The 22904-nt window shown below is 29.1% G+C and carries 14 protein-coding genes; 5 read left to right on the top strand and 9 right to left on the bottom strand.

Annotated features, from left to right (window positions below; all coding sequences use genetic code 11):
* Position 1: 1 nt before the first annotated feature.
* The 3 genes from MHL31_RS09670 to rplU form a co-directional block, all read right to left on the bottom strand.
* Entirely contained in the window at positions 2 to 742 is a 741-nt protein-coding gene (locus tag MHL31_RS09670) for a GLPGLI family protein (RefSeq protein WP_240225751.1), read from the bottom strand.
* Positions 743 to 1375: 633 nt separating this feature from the next.
* Positions 1376 to 1636 (bottom strand): 50S ribosomal protein L27, encoded by a 261-nt coding sequence (rpmA, locus tag MHL31_RS09665; protein ID WP_240225750.1) that lies wholly within the window; start codon positions 1634 to 1636, stop codon positions 1376 to 1378.
* 34 nt (positions 1637 to 1670) lie between these two features.
* On the bottom strand, positions 1671 to 2297 hold the full coding sequence (gene rplU / locus MHL31_RS09660; RefSeq protein ID WP_240225749.1) for a 50S ribosomal protein L21: 627 nt from the start codon (positions 2295 to 2297) through the stop codon (positions 1671 to 1673).
* A 574-nt stretch (positions 2298 to 2871) separates the two neighbouring features.
* On the opposite strand from rplU, the gene MHL31_RS09655 reads away from it, so the two are divergent.
* Positions 2872 to 6354 (top strand): pitrilysin family protein, encoded by a 3483-nt coding sequence (locus tag MHL31_RS09655; protein ID WP_240225748.1) that lies wholly within the window; start codon positions 2872 to 2874, stop codon positions 6352 to 6354.
* Positions 6355 to 6414: 60 nt separating this feature from the next.
* Here MHL31_RS09655 and MHL31_RS09650 read toward each other — a convergent pair whose 3' ends face one another.
* Positions 6415 to 7287: a DMT family transporter gene (locus MHL31_RS09650; RefSeq protein ID WP_240225747.1), complete on the bottom strand. Its 873-nt coding sequence runs from the start codon at positions 7285 to 7287 to the stop codon at positions 6415 to 6417.
* Positions 7288 to 7375: 88 nt separating this feature from the next.
* Between MHL31_RS09650 and MHL31_RS09645 the strand changes: the two genes are divergently transcribed.
* Positions 7376 to 7774 (top strand): heavy-metal-associated domain-containing protein, encoded by a 399-nt coding sequence (locus tag MHL31_RS09645; protein ID WP_240225746.1) that lies wholly within the window; start codon positions 7376 to 7378, stop codon positions 7772 to 7774.
* Positions 7775 to 8030: 256 nt separating this feature from the next.
* Positions 8031 to 8420, top strand: a complete 390-nt coding sequence (locus MHL31_RS09640; protein WP_240225745.1) for a hypothetical protein — start codon at positions 8031 to 8033, stop codon at positions 8418 to 8420.
* A 61-nt stretch (positions 8421 to 8481) separates the two neighbouring features.
* Here MHL31_RS09640 and MHL31_RS09635 read toward each other — a convergent pair whose 3' ends face one another.
* From MHL31_RS09635 to mutY, 5 genes are read right to left on the bottom strand one after another with little or no spacing between them, the layout of a single operon-like run.
* Positions 8482 to 9540 carry a COX15/CtaA family protein gene (locus MHL31_RS09635; protein ID WP_240225744.1) on the bottom strand — a complete coding sequence of 353 codons (1059 nt, stop codon included), beginning with the start codon at positions 9538 to 9540 and terminating at the stop codon, positions 8482 to 8484.
* Positions 9531 to 10088, bottom strand: a complete 558-nt coding sequence (gene gldD / locus MHL31_RS09630) for a gliding motility lipoprotein GldD (RefSeq protein ID WP_240225743.1) — start codon at positions 10086 to 10088, stop codon at positions 9531 to 9533. Before gldD ends, MHL31_RS09635 begins: the two co-directional genes overlap by 10 nt.
* Before the next feature lie 7 nt (positions 10089 to 10095).
* Complete coding sequence (gldE, locus tag MHL31_RS09625) at positions 10096 to 11412, bottom strand: gliding motility-associated protein GldE (RefSeq protein WP_240225742.1); 1317 nt, start codon at positions 11410 to 11412, stop codon at positions 10096 to 10098.
* Positions 11413 to 11433: 21 nt separating this feature from the next.
* A complete protein-coding gene (locus tag MHL31_RS09620) occupies positions 11434 to 11874 on the bottom strand; it encodes a single-stranded DNA-binding protein (RefSeq protein WP_240225741.1) in 441 nt (146 codons plus the stop codon).
* A gap of 40 nt (positions 11875 to 11914) precedes the next feature.
* Positions 11915 to 12955 (bottom strand): A/G-specific adenine glycosylase, encoded by a 1041-nt coding sequence (gene mutY, locus MHL31_RS09615; protein ID WP_240225740.1) that lies wholly within the window; start codon positions 12953 to 12955, stop codon positions 11915 to 11917.
* 327 nt (positions 12956 to 13282) lie between these two features.
* Here mutY and MHL31_RS09610 point away from each other — a divergent pair, with 327 nt between their 5' ends.
* Positions 13283 to 18304 carry a hypothetical protein gene (locus MHL31_RS09610; protein ID WP_240225739.1) on the top strand — a complete coding sequence of 1674 codons (5022 nt, stop codon included), beginning with the start codon at positions 13283 to 13285 and terminating at the stop codon, positions 18302 to 18304.
* A gap of 30 nt (positions 18305 to 18334) precedes the next feature.
* The gene (locus tag MHL31_RS09605) at positions 18335 to 22726 is read left to right on the top strand and encodes a hypothetical protein (protein ID WP_240225738.1); all 4392 of its coding nucleotides are present in this window, start codon (positions 18335 to 18337) and stop codon (positions 22724 to 22726) included.
* Positions 22727 to 22904 lie beyond the last annotated feature (178 nt).

Below are 22904 nucleotides of genomic sequence, written 5' to 3'. Positions count from 1 at the left end.
ATTAGTTTCTTAAAGACTTTTTAAACTTATTTGTTCTGTCAAAACCTATATTTAATAGCTCTTTCTCTGTCATTAACTCTCCCTTGCTTGGTTTTTTAATTACAATTTTTTCTTTTGAATTTAAAACTAATTCTCTTAAATTAAATATAGCAGTTTGTTCAGTTAGCTTAATAATTAATCCTGGTAAATTTCCATATCCAGCTGGTCCAAATCTAATAGGTAATTCAGGGCAATACCAAGCTACAATAAGATGATGAAAAGTTCCTTTAGAGTTAATAACCGTTCTAGTAGTGGTTGCTTTATGGCAAAAGAATTCACCTATTTGTTTTGTTTCATTCACAAGCACCCATTTTAGAGAATCCAAGCTACTTTTTAGCAATACCTTTTGACCATATGCCTCTTTTTGCCATAAAGTTTCTTTAGTTTCTAAATTTGTATACTTAACCCCATTTGAAAAAATCATTCCCATAATTGATTCATATTCAATATCAGATATATCTATATTTTCAATACCCTTAAAAATAGATTCTTCATTTAAAAACTTTAATTCAACTTCAATTTTAGCAATGTTTTGTGCCATTTGCTTAGCAAGGTTTTTTACATAGTTGCTTTTTGATTCTTTCATATTTTGCATATAAGATTCACTAAAGGAAAGGCTATAAATAGCCTTTCCTTTAATACCTTGAGAAAAAGAAATATTATACAATAATATTAAAAACGTAAGAAGTGATATTTTTTTCATAATTTAATTCTTAAATAATGGAAGGTTATTAAAAGTCAGTTAATTAATAACCTTCCTCATTATTATTGTCCATTTGAATATTGTAATGTATAATTATAGCTGCCACCTGCTTCACAAGCATCATAAGCTCTATTAGCATGCATATTAGCTACTTCCATTGTCATACCAGCTCCTTCGAAGAAATCTTGGGCTTCTAAGGCTTCTTGTACACAGTTTCTAGAGATACCTGCATTTGCTATTAGAGAAGCTAAGAAAAATAACGTAAATAATATATTTGTTTTTTTTATTTTTAATTATTTTTTTGGATTAATAATCATATATAATACCTTATAGATTATATTATTATATATGATAAAGATTTTGTTTTGTGAGACTACGAGGCTTGTTATCCTTGTAACAACTGTATATGAATTATAAACACTTATGACTCCTCTTATTTTAAAGGTAGATTTAGTTCATTAGCAATTTTTTTAAGGTTAAACATAAAGTGTCTTATTAAAAAAATAGATTATTAATCCTTTTCAAGCATAAATGTAAAAAAAAAAAAAACGAATCAACAAAATAAGCACATAAAAAAACTCCCAAACTATTTACTAGTTTAGGAGTTTTTGAAAATTTAAAGAAAATTGTTTCTTAAGCTTCAAAAGGCTCAATAGAAACATACGATCTGTTGTTTCTTTTCTTTTGGAATTTTACCAAACCGTCCACTTTTGCGTGTAAAGTATGGTCTTTTCCCATATATACGTTATCACCAGGGTGGTGTTGAGTTCCTCTTTGACGGATAATAATGTTACCTGCAATAGCAGCTTGTCCACCAAATATTTTTACTCCTAGTCGTTTCGATTCTGATTCTCTACCATTCTTCGAACTACCTACTCCTTTTTTATGTGCCATTTTACTAAGTTTTTATAAGTTAAACGTTACAGATTTATTTTTCAACGCCTCCGTCTAATCTATCTTGTAATTCTTTCAATTCATCCCACTTACCATCAGTAGCTAATTGAGCTTGAGTTGGCCAAGTATCTGTTACGTGGTTACCACGTACATCAGCAATAATTTCAGCAATTTTTGCTGGTTCAGATTTAGCTAATTCAGCAAAAGTAGTAATACCTGCTGCTGCTAAAGTGTCAGCAATTTTAGGTCCAATACCTTCAATTTTCTTTAAATCATCACCTTTTTTAGTTGATGCTTTTTTTGCTGGAGCTTTTGCTTTTTCAGCTTTTGGAGCTGCTTTTTTAGCACCGCTTGCAGCAATACTTTCAATTTGAATTTCAGTTAAAGCTTGGCGGTGACCATTCTTTTTTCTAAAACCTTTTCTACGTTTCTTTTTGAAAACGATTACTTTATCACCTTGTAAGTGACTTAAAATTTTGGCCGTTACTTCGGCTCCTTGGATAGCTGGGGCGCCAACTGTTACTGCACCATCGTTGTCTAAAAGAAGAACTTTATCAAAAGAAACTTTGTTTCCTTCTTCTTCTTGTAAACGATGTACGTAAACCTTTTGGTCTTTCGCAACTTTAAACTGCTGCCCTGCTATTTCTACAATTGCATACATACGTATTGTTTTTATTCGCTTTATTAATAAATAATTGCCTTTTCAATTAAGGCGGGTGCAAATATATGGCTTTTTTCTTATTCAACAAAACAAATTTGTTATAAGAAAGCGCTCATTGTTAGTGTTTTATAAATTTATATTTTAGTTTTTAAATGTTTTTTGGTTAAAACTTGTCTGTATAAGCGAATTTTTCACCTTTATGCTTTATAATCAGTAAGTAACAAGGTGTTGAGTGAAACAGTATAACATTAAACAGTAAAAACTGGTTAGAATTTGTATTAATGTTTAGTTAATTTATTAGAAATAAAGGTGAAACAAATAAAATAATTTTAAATTTGAATTCATTTTCACTAAAACTGTTTTAAAAATAATAGAGCTTGTTAAATTAACTAGTTTTAATGTATTTATAAAAGCTTTAATGTGGTTTGCAAATTTATTTCAATTGAAATGATATGGGCTAATTGTAAACTGAATTATTTTTAAAACAGTTTTTATTATAAAACTGTAACAATAAGAAATTACGTACGACAAGTATGTATAATTTAACCTTAATAATCAATATAATTCAATACTAATGAGAAAATTTTATTATTTAAGCTTTTTCGCATTTTTTTTAAGTTTTACCACTTTTGCGCAAGAAGTTAATTTAGAAGCTCCATTGCCTGTAAACAAAAAAATTAAAAAAGGTGTACTGGAAAATGGAATGACCTATTACATATATAGTACAGATGTAACAAAAAATGTTGCTAGTTATTATATAATTCAAAATGTTGGTTCTGTTTTAGAAAATGATCACCAACAAGGTTTGGCTCACTTTTTAGAGCATATGGCATTTAATGGTACCAAAAACTTTGAAGGAAAAGGTATTTTAAATACGTTGCAAAAACACGGAGCTGTATTTGGAAAAGATATTAATGCATATACATCTTTTGATGAAACTGTTTATAATTTAGATAACATACCTACTAAAGATGGTTTAGTAGATACAGCATTGTTAATTTTAAACGATTGGTCTAACTATTTACTATTAACTGAGGAAGAAATTGATGCGGAAAGAGGTGTTATTAAAGAAGAGTGGAGAACTAGACAGAACGGACAAATGAGAGTGTTGCAACAAACGCTTCCAGTTATGTTTGGTAATTCTAAATACTCTAATCGTTTGCCAATTGGTTTAATGGATATAGTAGAAAATTTTGAATACAAAGCATTAAGAGATTTTTATCACGATTGGTATAGAACAGATTTACAAGCTATTGCTGTAGTTGGAGATATTGATGTTGATGAGATTGAGCAAAAAATAATAAAACAATTTTCAAGTATTCCTGCTGTAGAAAATCCAAAAGAACGTTTCCTAGTTCAAATACCTGACCACAAAGAAATGTTATATACAATGGCTATGGATGATGAGGTAACTACTTCAAATATAGCATTCAGTATTAATCACCCAAGATCATTAGCAGATCAAACGGTTAAAGATTTAAAAGAGTCTTTAATCAACAGTTTAATGGTTTCTATGCTTTCAGCTAGAATTAGCGAAAAAACCCAAAATCCAGATGCTTCTTTTATGGCTGCACGTTTTAATTTTGGAAACTTTGTAAGAAGTAAAAAACAATTAAGTCTTACAGTTTATCCTAAGCCAAACCAACAACAAGATGCTTTTAAAGAAGCTTTAACAGAGTTAAATAGAGCAGTTAAATTTGGTTTTACTGAAGCTGAAATGAGTAGAAAAATTGCTGAAATTAAAAATAGCTACGAAACTCAAATTGCTAAAATAAACGATTTTTCTCATAAAAGAATTATTAGAACAATTCAACAAAACTATCTTGAAAATGAAACAATGACAGATATTGTTGAAGAATATGAAATTGCCAAAAATATTTTTGATCAGCTTAATATTGAAGAAGTAAACAATACATTAAAAAAATTATATACTAAAGAAAATAGAGCTATTATTGTTACAGGTGTAAAAGGAAATAATAATTTAACAGAAGAACAAGCTGTTGCAATTATTAATGAAGTAGAAAACGACAATTCAATAACTGCTTATGAAGATTCTTTTAGCGGAAAAACATTAATTTCTGACGTAACTATAAAAGAAGGTACTATTGTTTCAGAAGATTATAATAAAGAAATTGAAGCAACAACTTTTACATTAAGTAATGGTATTAAAGTACACTATAAATTTGCTGATAAAAATGAAAACGACGTAAGATTAAATGCTACAAGTTATGGAGGTATGTCTTTATTAGAAGATGCTGAATTAGCTTCTGCATCACTTACAACTGGAGTAGCACAATTTTCTGGTTTAGGAGATTTTTCTAGAACAGATCTACCAAAAGTATTAGCAGGTAAAACAGCAAGTACATCCGTTAGTATAAATTCTTTATCTGAAAGTGTTTCTGGATCATCTTCAACAAAAGATGTTGAAACGATGCTTCAAATGGTATATTTAAGATTTGAAAAACCTCGTTTTGACGAAGATGCTTATACAGTTTTAATGGAAAACGTTAAAAACTACTTAATTAGAAAAAGTGAAAATATTACTGAAAAGATGAACGATAGTTTAATTACTACGCTTTATGGTAAAAATCATCCAACACAACGTATTTTCAATCAAGAATTAGTAGATGAAATGTCTTTTGAAAAAGCAAAAGCTATTTATTTAGAAAGATTTAATAACGCTGCAGATTTTGAATTTTTTATTGTTGGAGATGTTGAAAAAGAAAATTTAGAACCTTTATTAGAAAAATACATTGCAAGTATTGAAACAACTAAGGAGATGGAAATGTGGAAAGACAATTCTACAAATTGGGTTTCAGATACTATAGATAAAGACATTCTTCTTAAAATGGAAGATCCTAAAAGTTCTGTAAGAATTTCATATAAAAACGATATGAAATACACGTTAAAAAACAACATGATAGCAAAAGCTTTAGGAGATATTTTACAATTAAGATATACAGAAACACTTAGAGAAGAAGAAGGTGGAACTTACGGAGCTTCTGCAAGAAGTAGCTTATCTAAAAGACCTGTAAATCAAGCTACATTATCAGTTAATTTCGATTGTAATCCAGATAAAGTTGATAAATTAGTTGATATTGTGCATAATGAAATTGAAAAAATTGCCAATGGAGAAATTCAACAATTAGATCTTGATAAAACATTAACTAATTACAAAAAAGAAAGAGAAGAGCAAAAAGATTATAATAATTATGACATGAGTTTGTTAATCAACTTTTACCGTGAAAATTATAATATAGATGCTCCAGAAAATTTTGATGAAATTGTAAATGATATTACAGTTAAAGACATTCAAAATTACACTAAAAAATTGTTGAAAAATGCTAAAACTTATGAAGTAGTATTTAGACCAACTGAAGAGTCTATTTTAAAAGCAGCAGCAGCCTCTAAAGCAGCTTCAGAAAAATCGGCTTCAATAGCTGATGGGGTTTCTAAGAAATCTGTAATTGAAGCATATTTTAATGCTATTGGTGGTGTAGATAAAATTAAAGCTATTGAAAGTACACTTGTAACTTATGAAGCTGAAGCAATGGGTAACGTTATTTCAAGTACAGAGAAAAGAACGGCTACTAAATATGCAAATGAAACAAGTATGGGTGGTAATGTAATGCAAAAAATAGTAATGAGTAAAGATGGAGTTACTATGAACAAACAACCATTACCAGAAAATATGGCTTCTGAAATGACAAATGTTTTAGGTACTTTCTTAGAAATGGGATTATTAAATAACGAAAGTTCTAAATTAGCAGGTATCGAATCTTTAGATGGAAAAGATGCTTATGTAATTTCTACAAAAGGAGAAATTGTTTCTACAGATATTTATTTTGATGTTGAAACTGGTTTAAAAGTAAAAGAAGTACAAACAGTTAGTATGGGTGGACAAACTCAAAAATCTGAAGCTACTTACAGCGATTATAAAGAGTTTAACGGTGTTAAATTTGCTGGAACTAAAATAGGAAGTTTAGGACCACAAAAAGTTGAATTTAAATTAACAGATGCTAAAGTAAACGAAGGAGTTTCTGAAGAGGACTTTTAATAGAAGTTAAAATAGTTTAAAGGCTGTTTGGGAAATTTAATTTTCTAAACAGCCTTTTTTTTATTTCGATTTGTTAACTAAATATACACCAAATAATATTATAAATCCAGATAGCACTTGATACAATGTTATTTTTTCTCCATCTAAAATACCCCAAGTAATTGCAACAATTGGAATTAAATAGGTTACAGAAGATGAAAATATGGGTGAAGATATTTGAATTAATCTATTAAATATAATTTTAGCAATTCCAGTGCAAATGATAGCTAAAATTGCTAAATAAAACAAGCTTGTTTTAGTAGTTGCATTCAATTCAAAAGTTTCAAAAAAACCGGTAAACCAAAGCACTATTAAAGTTGGAATTATAAGCAATACAAAATTAGCTACAGTAATACTTAATGCATCTAAATCAGATAAGTACTTCTTTAAAATATTAACATTTAAAGCATACCCTATAGAAGCTATTAAAATAAAGCTCGCATAAAAATAATTTTGATTAGGATTTAGTTCAGCACCTTTTAAAATAAGCATTAAAGTACCAACTAAACCAATTAAAACACCTATTAATTGTTTTTTTCTAAAACCAATACCAAAAATTACAGCACCTACAATTAAGGTGTTTAAAGGTGTTAAAGAGTTTAAAATTGAAGCGATAGAACTATCAATTTTGTCAACAGCATATGCAAATAAAAAGGCCGGAAAAAAAGTGCCAGCTAATCCGTTTAAAGTTAAGTAATACCATTGTTTCTTTTTAATTTTAATTATTTTTTTACCACCAATTAATATTAAAAATATAGCTGTAAATAAGGTTCTTAGAGCTCCAACATGCATTGGCGATAACCCAATTAATGCTTTCTTCATTAAAATAAAGGAGCTTCCCCAAATTAAAGAAAGAACTCCTAAGTAAATCCAGCGTAAGTTTTTAGTTTCCATTTTATTTTTAAAAATGCAAAATTCGGATAAATATTCGGATTTAATATTAATAGTTTATAAATTTGTATGAACTATTAATATTAAAAAAATGAGAACCATTACAAGCCTTTTACTTATTGTTTTAACTGCAATTACTTTTTCATGCAATCAGTCTAAAAGTAAAGATGCAGCTAAAGAAAATGAAACTACTCAAGAAGTAGCCGCAAACTACAAAAGTATTGAAGTAGATATTGAAGGTATGACCTGTGAAATTGGATGTGCTAGATTAATACAATCTAAAATGTCTAAAGTAGATGGTGTAGCTTATACAAAAGTGAGTTTCGAATCAAAAAAAGGTCTTTTTACTTATGATAGCAATAAATTAAGTGCAGAAGATATATCTGAGAAAATAAGAGGAATTGCAGGAGGCGATTTATACTCAGTTTCTAAAACTACAGCTATAGATTTAATTGAAGATGATTCTATAGAAAATAACGAAGCAAAATAATAACAATTTGAATTATTGCTAAATATAATTCAGAAATTGTATTAAATGTTTTTAGTTGAAGGAGTTGCTTGAATAAGAGTAATAACTTCTAGAGTCATTATTGCTAATTAATTTTTTGTATTAGTAAAATATTAAAATCATAAAAATCACTCAAAACTTCTGAGAATAAATGATTTATAGTATAAATAGTGTCTTTTTTGTTTTTATTTGTTAAAATTTTGTTAATTTGCGCCATAATAAATAAACAATGCTAAAAATGAAAACGTTAAAATTATTAATTGCTATTGCAATAATTAGTGTAATCACTATTTCTTGTAAAGAAACTGAGAAAAAAGATTTAAAAGATGGTGTTTCAACTGAAGTTGAAGCAGCAAAAGAAGGTCTTAAAGATGCTGCTAAAGATGCCAAAGAAGCTTTAGAAGAAGGAGCTGAAGAAGCAGAAGGAGCAGTAAAAGAAGGAGTTGAAGATGTAAAAGAGGGTGCTGAAAAAGTAATCGATTCTTTAAGTGCTGACGCAAAAGAAGCTGCTGATAGTGTTAAGGAAGCCGTAAAAGATGGTGCTGATGCTGTAAAAGATGGAGCTAAAAAAGTTAAAGAAGATGTAAAAGAAGGTGCTAATGCTTTAAAAGAAGCTGTAAAACAGTAGTTTTTTAAACATTTAAAAAAACCAAAGCTTCCTAAAAAGTAATATTTTTAGGAAGCTTTTTTTATGGTTTCTGTTTTCTAATTGAATAATTAAAAAATAGCAGGCTAATTAAAAATAAAACACCTACTAATTGGTGGCTTGTGCCTAAAAACAGCGGTATTTTACCAGCCACATTTAATACGGTTAATATTCCTAAAACAACTTGTAGCAATACTAAAAATAAGGTTGTGTTTAACCATTTTTTACTAAATGCAGTTACGTTATTTTTTAGTTTAAAAAACATGTAAATAGTAACTGTAAGTAATAAATAAGCCAACATTCTATGTGTAAATTGTATTAATGCTGGGGCAAACAGATAACTATCATAATTAATCATATTATGCCAAATCCAATTATCTGAGTCTGATAAAACTGCAGGTAAAAATTCACCATTCATATCTGGCCAACTTGGATAGTATAAACCAGCTTTCATACCAGACATTAAACCTGCAAATATCATTTGAATAAAAGTTATACCAATAACTAGTGAGACAATTTTTTTAGAATTTAATACTTTGCTAGTTCCATAATTGTAAACATCAGCAATAGTTTTAACCATAGCTGTTATTACTAATAAGGCTAAAACAAAATGTATTGTAAGTTTGTATGCATTTACCCAAGGTCTATTAACCAAACCGCTTTTTACCATTATCCAGCCAGCTGAAGCAGTTAAAATTGTTAACAAAACTACAAGCGCTAAACGTTTTATTAAATAGCCATTAATTTTTTTTCTAATAACAAAAATTATAAATGGAATTAAAAATATAAACCCTAAAGCACGTACCCAAAGTCTGTGAAAATATTCCCAGAAATATATGAACTTAAAATCTTGTATTGTAAATGTGGAATTTATTTTATGAAATTGGGGAGTTTCTTTATATAGATTAAACTCGTGTAACCAATCTTCGGCATTTAAAGGAGGAATTACGCCTGTAATAATATCCCAACGTGTTATTGAAAGTCCTGAACCTGTTAGCCTTGTAATACCACCAATTATTACTTGTCCAACTAACATTATTAAACCTAATAAAAGCCAATTTCTTATGGTTTTAGTATACTTGTATTTTTTGTTTATTTCCATTCTAAAGTTTCAACTAAATGAATAATATCTTTTTCTATATATTTTATTGCAGGTAAAATTGAATCGTAATTTGGTTTAGTGTAAAAGTATAGAGAACCTGCAAGTACGTTTTTTACACTATCTGTTGCCATAAATTGAACGTTAGAAGCTACATTTCCTTCAACATTATATAATTTAGCGTATACATTTTTGTTGAAATCTTCATAAGGTAAAGCATTTGGAATGGCGTCAGCTTTTATAGTATGTTCGTAGGTTAACTTTTCTACTTCTCTTAAAATTTCATTTAAATTATTATTAATTTGTCGGTATGTAATATGTATTGTTGCTTTTAATTTTGGATATTTTATAGTAGCCCAACAGTTTTCTTTTATTGAGATAATGGCATTTTTAGAATATTCAAAATTATAAGGACATTTAGTGGCGTTAAATGTTGAGTAGGAGGTTTCAGGGTACTGTAATTTTAAATAAGGTTTTGGTTTAGGTAAGGTGTTATTTGTACAAGAAACTCCAATTAAAACCACAGCTAACATTAAAATAAAATTTTTCATTAAATTTTTAAGGCTTTTTATTAATTGTAATTTTAATTTGTTTAATTCTTTTTTTGTCCATAGATTCTATTTTAAACGTATAAGAACTAAATTTTATTATTTCATTCTTTTTCGGAAATTTTCCGCAAATTTCTAGAATAAATCCTGCAATAGTTTCAGACTCACCTTTGTTTTTATCAAATATTTCGGTGTCTTGAATTTCTAGTATTTTATGGAAATCTTTTAAGTTTGTTTTACCATCAAATACGTAATTATTAGCATCAATTTTTGAATATGAAATATCATCATCGTCAAACTCATCATTAATATCTCCAACAATTTCTTCAATAACATCTTCAAGTGTAATAATTCCACTCGTTCCACCATACTCATCTACAACAATTGCTAAATGGTTTTTCTTTTCTTGAAATTCTTTTAAAAGGTCGTCTAATTTTTTGTTTTCAGGTACAAAATAAGGTTCTCTAATTAAACTTTGCCATTTAAAATCTTTTTTATTTAAATGAGGTAGTAAATCTTTGGCGTATAAAACACCAATAATATTATCAGTATTTTCATTATATACTGGGTTTCGAGAGAAGCCTTTAGATGCAATTTTATTGATAATTGTTTTGTAAGATTCGTTACTAGAAAGTGCAAAAACATCAATTCTAGGGGTCATTACTTGTCCTGTTTCTGTATTTCCAAAGCTAACAATACCTTGTAAAATTTTTTGTTCGTCTTGTGAGGTCGCTTCATTAGAGGTTAATTCTAAGGCCTGAGATAATTTTTCTACAGATAAGCTAGATTGTTTTTTGCTTAATTTGTTTTCAATACTATTAGTTATGCTCATTAAAGGTATGCTAACCACAGTTAAAGCTGTGTTTAAAACTTTTAAAGGAGTTGCCATAAAAGTTGCAAATTTTAAAGAATTTCTAGAAGCATAAACTTTAGGGAGTACTTCTCCAAAAAGTAAAATAAGGAAGGTAACTAATACAACTTCAATTAAAAATTTTAATAGATTAGATGTAATATTTATAAAAATAATTTCTCCGATGTATGCAAAAATTAGTACAACTAAAATATTAATAAAATTATTTGAAATTAATATGGTAGCTAGTAGTTTTTGAGGGTTTTCTAAAAGCATAACTACTTTTTTTTGCTTTTCGTTACCAGATTCTAAAGCATTTGATAAAGTGGTTTTTGATAGTGAGAAAAAGGCAACTTCTGCACCAGATATTAAAGCTGAAAGAGTTAGTAATAAAAGCAATGTTACAAAACTAATAACTAGCCAAATATTTAAGTTTTCTAAAAAAGTTAAGGCAAAAAGTGTGGGTTCAGGATCCAATTATATAATATTAAATTAAACTTAGAATGGTAAATCATCATCTTCGGCATTAGTAGCAGAAGTCTCATTTTTTTGAGTGTCAGTTTGTTTGTTTTCAGTTTTTGGTTGTGGCATAGTTAACTCTTTTTTGGTTGTTAAAAAAGTCATATCTGCAACATGAATTTCGGTAGTGTATCTTTTAGCGCCATCTTCACCTTCCCATTGGCGTGTTTTTATTCTACCTTCGCAATACACTTTGTCTCCTTTAGTTAAATATTTTTCACAAATTTCTGCCAGTTTATTTCTAACTACAATATTATGCCATTCGGTAGTTGTTACTTTGTCTCCGGTTTGCTTATTTGTATAGGTTTCATTTGTGGCTAAAGGAAAACGACCGATTGAATTTCCTCCTTCAAAATAGTGCATTTTTATATTATCCCCTAAATGTCCAATAAGAATTACTTTGTTTATAGTTCCAGCCATTTTTTTATGTATTATTAATTAATCAAAAGTACTAAAAATTTTAGTTGTAATTAAATTCATTTAAAAAATTATCTATTAAAACTGGTACAGGATATTTTTCAATATCGTTCCATGAGTGGTTAAAATTTAATGAATTAGCTGTTTTTATTATCCAAAATTTTGTGTAAATATGTTGGTGCGATAATTTATGAGGTTTTACTGTTTTGGGATATAATTTAATTGTAATATTATTAGAATTAAACAATTTATTAAAAGTATTATGTTCAATTAATTCTTGTTGATCAATTGGTTTATCGGTTTCAATTAAAGGAAATTGATACATATTCATCCAAATTCCTTTTTCTCTTTTAACCAATTTGGTTTTATTATTTTTAGTTTGAATTACTAAATAATTAAAATAGCGTTTTCTAATTTTTATTTTTTTTTCTTTTATAGGTAGTAGTTTTATGGTGTTTTTAGACAATGCTATGCAGCTAGTATTAAGCGGACATTTATTACAGTCCGGATTTTGAGGTTTACATTGTATTGCTCCAAATTCCATAATTGCTTGGTTATATGTACCTGGAATTTTTGTATTGATAAGTTCTTGCGCAAGTATTTTAAACTCTTTAATTCCTTTGGTTGTATTAATAGGTGTGTTAATTCCAAAATAACGAGCTAAAACTCTATAAACATTTCCATCAACTACAGCAGTTGGTTCGTTAAAACAAATTGAGGCTATTGCTGAAGCTGTATAATCTCCAACACCTTTAAGTTTTTTGAGATCGTTATAATTAGTAGGAAATACACCTTTTAAGTCGTTAACAATATATTTTGCTGAAAAATGAAGGTTTCTAGCTCTAGAGTAATAACCTAAACCTTGCCATAACTTTAGTACTGTTTCTTCAGAAGCGGCAGCCAAATCAAAAACCGTTGGAAATTGCTCTACAAACTTCAAATAATAGGCCATTCCTTGGTCAACTCTGGTTTGTTGTAAAATAATTTCAGACAACCAAATGTAATATGGGTTTTTAGTTGTACGCCAAGGTAAACTTCTTTTATTCTGTAAATACCAGTCTGCTAAATGGTTAGAAAATTTCATCACTTTATTTAAGAAATGCAATATTACATGTTTTAATTGATTAAAACATGTTGATAACCATTTAAATAATAAGTACAAATTATGAGCTGTTATTTTAAAAAATTTGAAGTTATTTTTAATAGAGATCCTTACTATTTTGAATCTGAAAATAGCGAATTTCATACTATATTTTTGCACCTAAATTCATTTTAATTTATAGCATGTTTTACATAGTTTTTTTGCTTAAAAAATTGATTTATAAATAATTAGATCGTTTTAGCTTATTTGTTTTTAATAAAAAAAAAGACTAGTTTTAGAAAATACGTTTCATTTTTCAAATCTTTCATTATGATTTTCAGGTATTTAAACATAGAGAATATTAAAAAAATAATCAACCCTAAAAAGGTAAATACACCAAAATCACCCGAAAGAAGAGAGTTTATAAAAACTATGGGATTTGGTGTGTTGGCTGCAAATCCTATTGTTGAAACTTTAAATTCTTACACAAATAAAAGTTTTGATATTAGCTATGATAAAAATTCATTTTCTGTAATTAGAGATGGTAAAATAGTTTGGGAAATCAATCCCAATTATTTTGGTGAAAATATAATTATTCATGTTAAAAAAAGTAAAAACAACATATTTTTAAGAGCTAAGAATTTAAAAGTTGTGCAAACTCATTTGGAATTTGATTTGGAAGCAAATATCAATAAAAAAGATTCGGATTGGATATTTAATTTAAAAATACCTCAATTTGAATTAAACAAAAAACTTGATTTTATTGAATGGATAGACGGATACAAACCTATAAATACAAATTTAGCATTAAATAAAGAAATAGTTAATTTAAACCAAAAAAACACTATAAATCTACACGGTAATTTTGATTGTAAAATTACTTCTAAATGGGATTTTACTTTTAAGAAGAGGGAAGGGATAATAACAAAATTTGACAACACTATTTTAATTTCTGATGCAATTTATATCACTCAAGATCAGGGGGAACTGGATACGGTTATTTCAAATAGTTTACAAAACGGAGTTAAAATTGTTATTGAAGGAAAAAACAATTGGGAAACCCTAATGCAGTCTATTCAACTAGATGAAGCACATAGTATTAAAACCTTAGGAGATGCTCCTGATCTTAATTTTAGTTTAGGAATTACCGATAATAACAAGTTATTTAAGGCTCTTTGGGTGTCTGAACAAAAAGGTAGTTTAACTTATTCTAATATTGCAGAAGCAACTGAAGGAATTCTTTTTAACAAATATTTTTACTTAGCAGATTTAAGTGGTAGTAGAAAACCTAAATTTTACTTATCCGCAAAAATGCCTGACTCAGAGCAATGGTTAACTAATTCAATTGGCTCATTTTATATCAACTCCGATAGCGATGAAGCAGAATTGGAGTTATTTGGTACTGGAAACTTGGTTACAAATTCTAGATTAGAACCGAGATTTAAAGCTTTCCAACCTAGAATAGAAGGTGCTTTTGGGTTGCCTACTTTTCTTGAAGATGAAAAAATTGATTTATCTGCATTTGCTGTGAGTCAGCAAAAAACAAAAAAGCTAAAAAAAGAAAAAACATCAAGTGCAAAGTCAATTAAAACCCCTAAACCAGCACTGTCAACATTTACAGAAAAAGTAGAATTCAGTTCTGCGGCACCAATTAAAATTAAGGTTTTAAGACCTGAAGATATGGTTTATTTAGAGTTTGAATTTCATAATTTTAAATTTGTCGGTTCAACTAACCTTAGTGTTATTAGTCCTACGAAGCCCATAGAAGTAGTAAAACCTTTAAGTAATAAAATCACAACTATAAAAAAGGAAAATCCTAAAAAAACACTTACAACTGCTACTTTATTAGTGAAAACCAATTTTTCAGAAATTGAACTTAATGATAAGGAAAAAAAGGGAACAGTTATTATTTATTTTCCTACACAACATACACTAGAGCAAGCTTTTTTTGAAGGTTCATCTTCAGAATCTGTTAAAATTCCTGCAAAACATTTACGAGCTAAAAAAAGTAGGTTAGTTTACGAATTAGAAGCTGGTAAAAATGGCTTTGTACTTAGCATGGATGAATTGCTAGATTGGTCTAAGTTTAAATTAAAAGTAGATCGTCGTGCATGGATATCGTTAGAAAATATTAATGTATTAAATAAGCCTACTTACATTATACCTAATAAATTATTAGATCAAAATAGAGAGTTACCTGCAAATACCAATTTTATTTCAAAAAAAGATAAAAATTATGGTCTTAAATTAGCTCAAAACACAAAAGTTATTGCTCAAAAAATTGCTGTTTATGAAGAAGTTAACCTTAAAAAAGTATTAATCAGCACTGAGGCTACAACTTTAAACCCTTCTTTTAATATTGTTAGTATTTTAAAGTCAAAAGTTGAGCCAATTTCAGAAATGTACACTTCAATTGAAGCACCTGCATTACTTTATATTTCACCAAATCAAATCAATGATTTTAAGCATAAAATTGCACTTGATCTTCAAAAAACTATTACACATAAAACTTCAAAAGATGGTGTAAACTCCAAATTTTTTAAAAAATCTACAGATCTAAAAATCACACCTGTAGTTTCTAAAAATATTGATAAAATTGGAATTACAAATACGGCTGCAGGAGAAATTGCAGAGCTTTGGCATACACATTTGGGTGTAAAAATGAAAGATGGCAGCATATCCAATCAATTAAGTAAGTTAAAAACAATCCGTGCTTTATGGGCTTTTGAAGCTAAAGAAAAAGTTGACGGCTACACAGCACAAGGAGATAAGCCGTTTAGAGCTTCCATAAATGGTGAACAACGTCATCAATTGGTACATCTTACATCAAATTATAATCTCCCAAATTTAACCCCGCAGCCTGTACAGGTTAAAAAATTGATACTTTCAAATTTAGGTGCTTATTTAGATTGGCATACTCATTTTAAAATTCCTGCTACAATTAACAGTTTAGATCTTATAGAATGGGGACATTTGGCAACTTTAGGGCGAGATCATTTTGTGAAAATAGTGCAAGAAGGTTATTTATTTCCTTTTGGACATAAAGCGGCAGTAGTTACCATTACAGAAAGAAAATTTGATAAGTCTACCAAAGCAGCTGTTAATAAACAGCTAAAATATATTGTAATTTTAGAAAACATAGTAACATACGAACGGGTTGATTCTCTCAATAAGTTTATAAAATTTCCTTTTCAAGAAGTTAAAATTAACAATAAACAAACACCTGATATTGATAATCCTGGAGATGCTTCTTTAATTGATAATAGCGTAAAAAACTTCTTAATAAATGTAGGAGGAAAAGGCTATCCATTCGATTTGAGTTTAACCGATAAAGAAGGTATAATTCAACACGTGCGAATGGCATTAGGTTTTATAGAGAAAAGTGTAGCTCTTAAAACAAATACTACATTATTAAAAGAAGCTATAAAAACGTATCATGAAGATTATGTTGCCTATACAAATGTTGCACTTAATGGGCAGGAAATAGCGTATGCTGAAAGTTTTGTTGGTGGTGATACTTTATTTGAAACAGAAAGCATACAGTTTGGAGCAAAAATTTACCCAGCTAAAGGTGCAGATACTCTTAAGTTTCATCCAATAATGAGATCTTCAAAAGTATTTATTGAAGCTGTAGATAAAATTACGAATTCACGAAAACCTGTAGAGATTTATTTAGAAGATGATAATAATCCTGGTGATATTTTTGCTAGTGTTTTAGATACATTTGTTGATTTTTCAGGAGGTTCAGGTAGTAGCGGTGGTTTTATAACTCCTAACATGTCTATAACGGCTTTAAGTAAATTAGAAGGAGCTATTGGGGGTAAACTCGATGAACTTAAAGAATTAAAGTTTTCACCAGCAAGCGTTTTTGGAAACGTAGATGATGTTGGCAATAGTATTGATACAGATAGGTTAGACGATCTACCTTTAGGTAAAATTTTTGGTGTAATTAGCTTAGCGAGTCTTTTATTAAATATTGATTTAAATACAAATGAATTAAAAAATGATTTAGAAGAATTTAAAGCTAAAGTAAAGGAAATAAAAGAAAAAATAGAAGCGCTGAAAAATAAGATTTTATACTATGAAAATTTAGCAAAACAATCTATAGAAGATATTGAAGAAGAGTTTAGCAATATTAGAAATCTTGTAAATACGGATATTCAAGCTGAAATAGATGCTTATATTCAAAGGGAAATAGATCTTGTAAAAGAAGAAATAAAAAAAGAAGTTGCTAACCTAATCAACAAATTAGCAGAGAGAACTCCAAAAATTCCAAATTTAAAAACGTATGTTACTGACACTGCTTTTTTTGCAGAGTATAAATACCAACCAGACTTTAAAGGCGCTAATAATAAGCCAATTGTAGTTTTTCCAAACCTTCTTAAGGTTGAAGTAGGAGATAAGAAAAAAGCACTTTCCATTACTACTATTCTAAAAAAACCTTTTGAGTTAGGGGAAAGTCCTTCATTAAAAACATTAGCTCGTTTTGATAATTTTGCTATTGATATTGTTCCTTTACTTAAATTCAAATTTAAGTATTTAGAGTTTAAAAGCGGTTCAAATTCTAAAACGGATGTTAAAATAGAGATGGATGCTAATGATCCAATTCAATTTAAAGGTGCGTTAAGTTTTGTAAATAATCTACAAAGTATTATTCCAAATACAGGATTTTCTAAAGATGGACCTTATATAGATTTACAACCTACAGGTGTTAAATGTGGTTTTAATATTAGTGTGCCAAATGTGGAGGTTGGTATTTGTATGATTACCAATATTAGTTTAGGAGCTTACGCTATGTTGCCTTTTACAGGTGCGCCATTAACTATGGGCTTTAATTTTTGTACTCGAGAAAATCCATTTTTATTAACCATATCTGCTTTTGGTGGAGGTGGTTATTTTATGATGATTACTACATTAGAAGGAATACAATCTTTAGAAGCTGCTTTTGAATTTGGAGCTGCCATGTCACTTAATGTCGGTGTTGCATCTGGTTCGGTTTCCGTTATGGGAGGTTTCTATTTTAAAATGGAATTAGTCGAGGTTGATGGAAACGAAGTTTCTAACGTTGCTTTATCTGGGTACTTACGTATGAATGGACGCCTTTCCATACTTGGAATGATTACCGTTTCTATAGAATTCTATCTTGCACTAAATGCTGTTATAGTTAATGGTAAAGTACAAAAAATGGAAGGTACTGCAACTGTTAAAGTAAAAGTAGAAGTATTATTTTTTAGTAAAACAGTTTCTGTTACAGTTAGGCGAGAGTTAAAAGGCGCAGATGCCGACCCTAAGTTTATTGAAATGATTGAAGAAGATGATTGGCAAACCTACTGTCTTGCTTTTGCTAGTTAATTAAAATTTTGAATTTGAAATATTAAGATTATGTCACAAGAAATAATTTTTACCACGTTACCACATAAAAAAATAATTAAAGATGGAAAATCCTATTTGCAGCTTTCTGTTTTTACCTCTATAAAATTGCAAACGCCTACAGATACTAATTTAGGTGCTTTTGATGATATTTTAAATTGGTCTGAGAAAATACGCGATGCCGATTTTAAATTTAAATTAAAAAATGGAAAGGTGTTAGATGCAGAGCTTAACAAAACAATTTTAGATGTTGATTTATACAAAAATATTTTTCACAAAAATATAAAAGTTGATGATTTTAAAGAGGAAGACTTTTCACGTAAAAAGTTTTATTCAGCACCTATTTTACATGTAAAAGATTTTATTATAAAAAATATAAAGTCTGCGGCTATAACAAGTCCTAAAACACTAGTTTCAGCCGATAAATTTATTGATGTAAAAGAATTCGGCGCCATCTCAAGATTTCAATTAAACGAAAAAGAAATTGAAAATGCAGAAACACTTCACAAAGAAGAAACAAAGAAAAAATCGGTATTAGCTAAGAATTTAATGCTTAAGAAAGATGATGGAGTAAGCGCTATTAAAAAAGACTTGATTAATAATAAATTTGTTCCTTTTAGTTCTGCTATGAGTCCAGCATCTGATTTTGTGCAATTACGTCAATTTCATAAAGTAGATAGGGAAAAAGTTGAGTCTTTAAACTTAAAAATAAAAAAACCTGTTTTTGAATTTCATGATATTATGGCGGTTATCAATAGCTATCCGCAAATTATGCGTAAACTAGGTTTTGTTTTGGATTTTTTAATACCTTATGAAACCAGTATTCCAGCAAAAGGCACCATTAAATTAGTGCCTGATGCACTAAATTTAGATGAAGCCAATACAATAGTATCAATACCTGCAACAGCTTATGAATTAACGGCTAAAGGTTTTTATGTAAGTGATAAACCCGATACGATATTTAAACAAGGTTTTGTAAAAATAAATTCTAATGAATTCTCTGTTATTCAGGTAGATGCAGATGGTGCAGCCCTTAAAACAAGTAATATGACAGAGAATAAAGTACAACAAATTGCTAAGTTTTATGAAGCGCGTTCTAAAGTAGGGGGATTAAAAAAAGATAAATCAGCTATTAATGCGTCAAAACTGGAATTTGTAGAGCCGCCAGAAGATGAGGGGTTGCCCTATATGAGGACCTCTGGAATTGCAATAACCAAAAATGGAATGGCGGAACATCTTTCTAAAAGCATAAAGCTTAATGAATATTTAAAAATTAAATTCAAAGAAGCTCCGGTAAAAAAAATTGATGTTAAGCAGAAAATAATTTTAGGACAAACGCCTTTATTAACTACATTACAAATTAAAGAGCCCGAAGTTGTATTATATTCAAATGAAATTGTACAAGGGTATCGAATGGATATTGCCTACAAAGAACAGCCTACAAAATGGCATTCGTTGCATCAAAAAAAAGACACCTATACTTGGTTTAATGAAGAGAATCAAAGTCATGCTATTGAAAATATAAAGTCAGATGAAGGTTTTATACAGCTAGGTGTAGCGCAAGATCCAGATGATGAAGATGACGTTTTTGTATCTGAAACCTTGGCTCGTTGGGAAGGTTGGAGCCTTTCTGTCCATAAACCTGGTTTTGCTATTAATGACTCCGAAGATTATAAGTTAAAACTTGGAGAAACCGAGAAAAAAGACTTTGTTTATAAAGACAAAAATGAAGAATTAAAGAAATATACTTTTGATCCTGATTTAGAATTTAAGATAAATGCAACTTCAGAAATTGTAGCAGGAAGTTTACCGAAACTACGTTTTGGAAAAGATTATAATATACGTGTACGTACGGTTGATTTAGCTGGGAATTCTGTAGATTTAGATTTTCAATCAGAAGCACCACAAATTACTAGTAGAAAAAACATTCGCTATTTACGTTATGAACCTTTAGCAAGTCCTATTGTTTTAGTGGGTAACGAGTTAAAAGATGGTGAGTTTTTGGAACGTATGGTAATTAGAAGTAATTTTGATCAAACTAGTGTTGATTATGAGGATTCTAACCCTGTTGGTGGTAAATTTTTTGATGAATTTTCTCAGCGATATTTATTACCTCCAAAAAATAGTCAATTAATTGCTGAAACACATGGAATGTTTGAAAAAGCCTTTGAAAACAATCCTGTGGCTGCTCAAAAAATTTATAAAATTATAACCAATCATGAAGGTTTGTATCAACAAGCAGAGCCGAATAAAGAACGTATTTATAAACCTTCTGAGGTAGAGATTATATATTTGCCAGATCCTATGGCGGCTGGTGTTTCACTTTTTGTTGCCGAAGGTTATGAGAATACGCATACACAAGATTTTAAAGCTAAAATGTTTAGTTTTTTCAGTAATTCTGAGATTAATATGAAGTCTACAAATGGCGAAATACCTGAAGATTGGTATAATGCTGGTGTAATTCGTATTCGCTTAGAAGAAGGAGCATCTAACGTTAAATGGAATGCTAAACAAAGAATTTTTACAGTTTTCTTACCAAAAGGTCACAGAACTCGTATTAAATTTAGTACGTTTTGGCGAGAAAAAGACCTTAATAAATTATCTGCACTTTGGGATTTAATACAACAAGATGCTCCAGGAAATTTAGTAGAGTTAAGAAAATTAGCTGAATCTGGACAGCATTGGATTGTGAGTCCATCTAGAGAAATGGAGCTAGTACATGCTGTACAACAACCTGTTAATAAACCGGAGATATTAGCCATTTATCCCGATAGAGATTATAATCAAACTTTTGTTAATATTAATACACGCTTTGATATTCATGGTGAAAGTACTGAGAAGGTAGAATTTCAAGCTAAATGGGTAGACCCTTTAGATGATGGTATCTCTGTTGATATTAAAGAAAAAGTAGGGACAAATTCTACTGCAGAAATACCTATTCAATATCATGACGATAAGATTACAAAAGGTACAATACCTGCGTCAAATATGATAGTTAATTCGAGTATAAAACAATTAGAACTTAAACCAAAGCTTCAATTTACTAAAATAACGGAGACTCAATTTAAAGTTGATCCACAACCTGATGCTAAAAAAGTTAACACCTTGTATAAATCTCAATTGGTGAAATTTGAAAAATTTAAAAAAGAAAAATCTGCACCAAAAATAAGTATGGTTAACCGTCTTAAATTAGATATTCTAGAACCAAAATTTAGTTTTGTTAACGAACTGAACTATCGGATTAAACCACTTGAGCAACATTTTGGAGATACTAAACATAGATGGGTAGATTATAAACTTAATGCGGTTTCAAGATATCGTGAATATTTTGATAAGATTTTAACAGCAAACCCTAATTTAAATACTATGCGTGAAAGTGATTGGGTAGAAAAAGTTAATATTCTTAGTTCAGCTAGACCTGATGTTCCTGAGATAGATTATATTATACCTACTTTTGAATGGAAAAAAACAACCCAACAGACTAAAATAATACATGAACGTTTAGGTGGTGGTTTGCGAATTTTTATTAAACGCCCTTGGTTTTCTTCTGGAGCAGATGAAAAATTAGCAATATTAATACCTTCTAAAAATAGCACTTTTACTATTGTGGGTAGATCTATGTCTTACATTCAAGATTATACCAATTGGGGTATTGATCCATTACTTTTTGCAGCAAAGCCAAGTAATAATAGCCCCGATATTCAAAATTTTAGGCATTCACCTGAAATTGATGAAGACTTAGCATATCCTGACGATTCAAATAAAAAAGTTACAGCTGTTGCATATCCAGTACATTTTGATGTTGAACGTCAACTTTGGTATTGCGATATTGCTTTAGATTCTAAGCAAATGTATTTTCCATTTATAAAATTAGTTTTGGCACGTTATCAAAAGCATTCGGTTAGAAAAAACAATACAGATGTTTGTCTTTCGCCAAGTGTAGCATCTGATATGATTCAACTGGTGCCTGAACGAAAAACTACAGTGTCTTTTGTTGATACTAAACAAAAGTCTACATTTAATGTTCAAGTTACTGGAACACTTTTTAATGAAAAACAAGTTGCCGTTAATGGTAATAAAAGTTTTGTGCGTATTTCATTTTTAGATGGAGAAAGTACCAAGCCAATATCCGGAATTATTGATCCAGCAAGTAAGAGTAGTGTTTTAGATAAAGAAACAGTTACTATTAACATTAATACGAGTCATATAAAAAACAATATTTATACCATCTCAAAGAACCTTAAATTACCAACAAAGTATAACAACACCCCTTTTAAAATACTTATTGAAGAATATGAGCGAGGTCCGAGTAAAATGAATATAGATAGTGCTTATAAAAATAGATTAGAGCAATCTGAAGAAACAGATCGTTTAATTTATGCGGATGTATTTGAAGTAAATTAATAATTAGGTGTCAAATAGTGGATTCTATTATCAAATATGTTCTTTAAATGAAATTTAATTTTATATGAATTTTTTGTAAAAAGACTTTGTAAACTTCTTTTATTCTGTAAATACCAGTCTGCTAAATGGTTAGAAAATTTCATCACTTTATTTAAGAAATGCAATATTACATGTTTTA

This window comes from Lutibacter sp. A80 (genome assembly GCF_022429645.1).
GTDB lineage: Bacteria > Bacteroidota > Bacteroidia > Flavobacteriales > Flavobacteriaceae > Lutibacter.
Note: the sequence above shows the minus strand (reverse complement) of the source record. Positions and strands in the feature narration are given on the sequence as shown.

What these genes read in the sequence shown, in the direction of transcription:
- MHL31_RS09670 (WP_240225751.1), bottom strand. Translation starts at nt 742, where the DNA reads ATGAAAAAAATATCACTTCTTACGTTTTTAATATTATTGTATAATATT.
- rpmA (WP_240225750.1), bottom strand. Translation starts at nt 1,636, where the DNA reads ATGGCACATAAAAAAGGAGTAGGTAGTTCGAAGAATGGTAGAGAATCA.
- rplU (WP_240225749.1), bottom strand. Translation starts at nt 2,297, where the DNA reads ATGTATGCAATTGTAGAAATAGCAGGGCAGCAGTTTAAAGTTGCGAAA.
- MHL31_RS09655 (WP_240225748.1), top strand. Translation starts at nt 2,872, where the DNA reads ATGAGAAAATTTTATTATTTAAGCTTTTTCGCATTTTTTTTAAGTTTT.
- MHL31_RS09650 (WP_240225747.1), bottom strand. Translation starts at nt 7,287, where the DNA reads ATGGAAACTAAAAACTTACGCTGGATTTACTTAGGAGTTCTTTCTTTA.
- MHL31_RS09645 (WP_240225746.1), top strand. Translation starts at nt 7,376, where the DNA reads ATGAGAACCATTACAAGCCTTTTACTTATTGTTTTAACTGCAATTACT.
- MHL31_RS09640 (WP_240225745.1), top strand. Translation starts at nt 8,031, where the DNA reads ATGAAAACGTTAAAATTATTAATTGCTATTGCAATAATTAGTGTAATC.
- MHL31_RS09635 (WP_240225744.1), bottom strand. Translation starts at nt 9,540, where the DNA reads ATGGAAATAAACAAAAAATACAAGTATACTAAAACCATAAGAAATTGG.
- gldD (WP_240225743.1), bottom strand. Translation starts at nt 10,088, where the DNA reads ATGAAAAATTTTATTTTAATGTTAGCTGTGGTTTTAATTGGAGTTTCT.
- MHL31_RS09620 (WP_240225741.1), bottom strand. Translation starts at nt 11,874, where the DNA reads ATGGCTGGAACTATAAACAAAGTAATTCTTATTGGACATTTAGGGGAT.
- mutY (WP_240225740.1), bottom strand. Translation starts at nt 12,955, where the DNA reads ATGAAATTTTCTAACCATTTAGCAGACTGGTATTTACAGAATAAAAGA.
- MHL31_RS09610 (WP_240225739.1), top strand. Translation starts at nt 13,283, where the DNA reads ATGATTTTCAGGTATTTAAACATAGAGAATATTAAAAAAATAATCAAC.
- MHL31_RS09605 (WP_240225738.1), top strand. Translation starts at nt 18,335, where the DNA reads ATGTCACAAGAAATAATTTTTACCACGTTACCACATAAAAAAATAATT.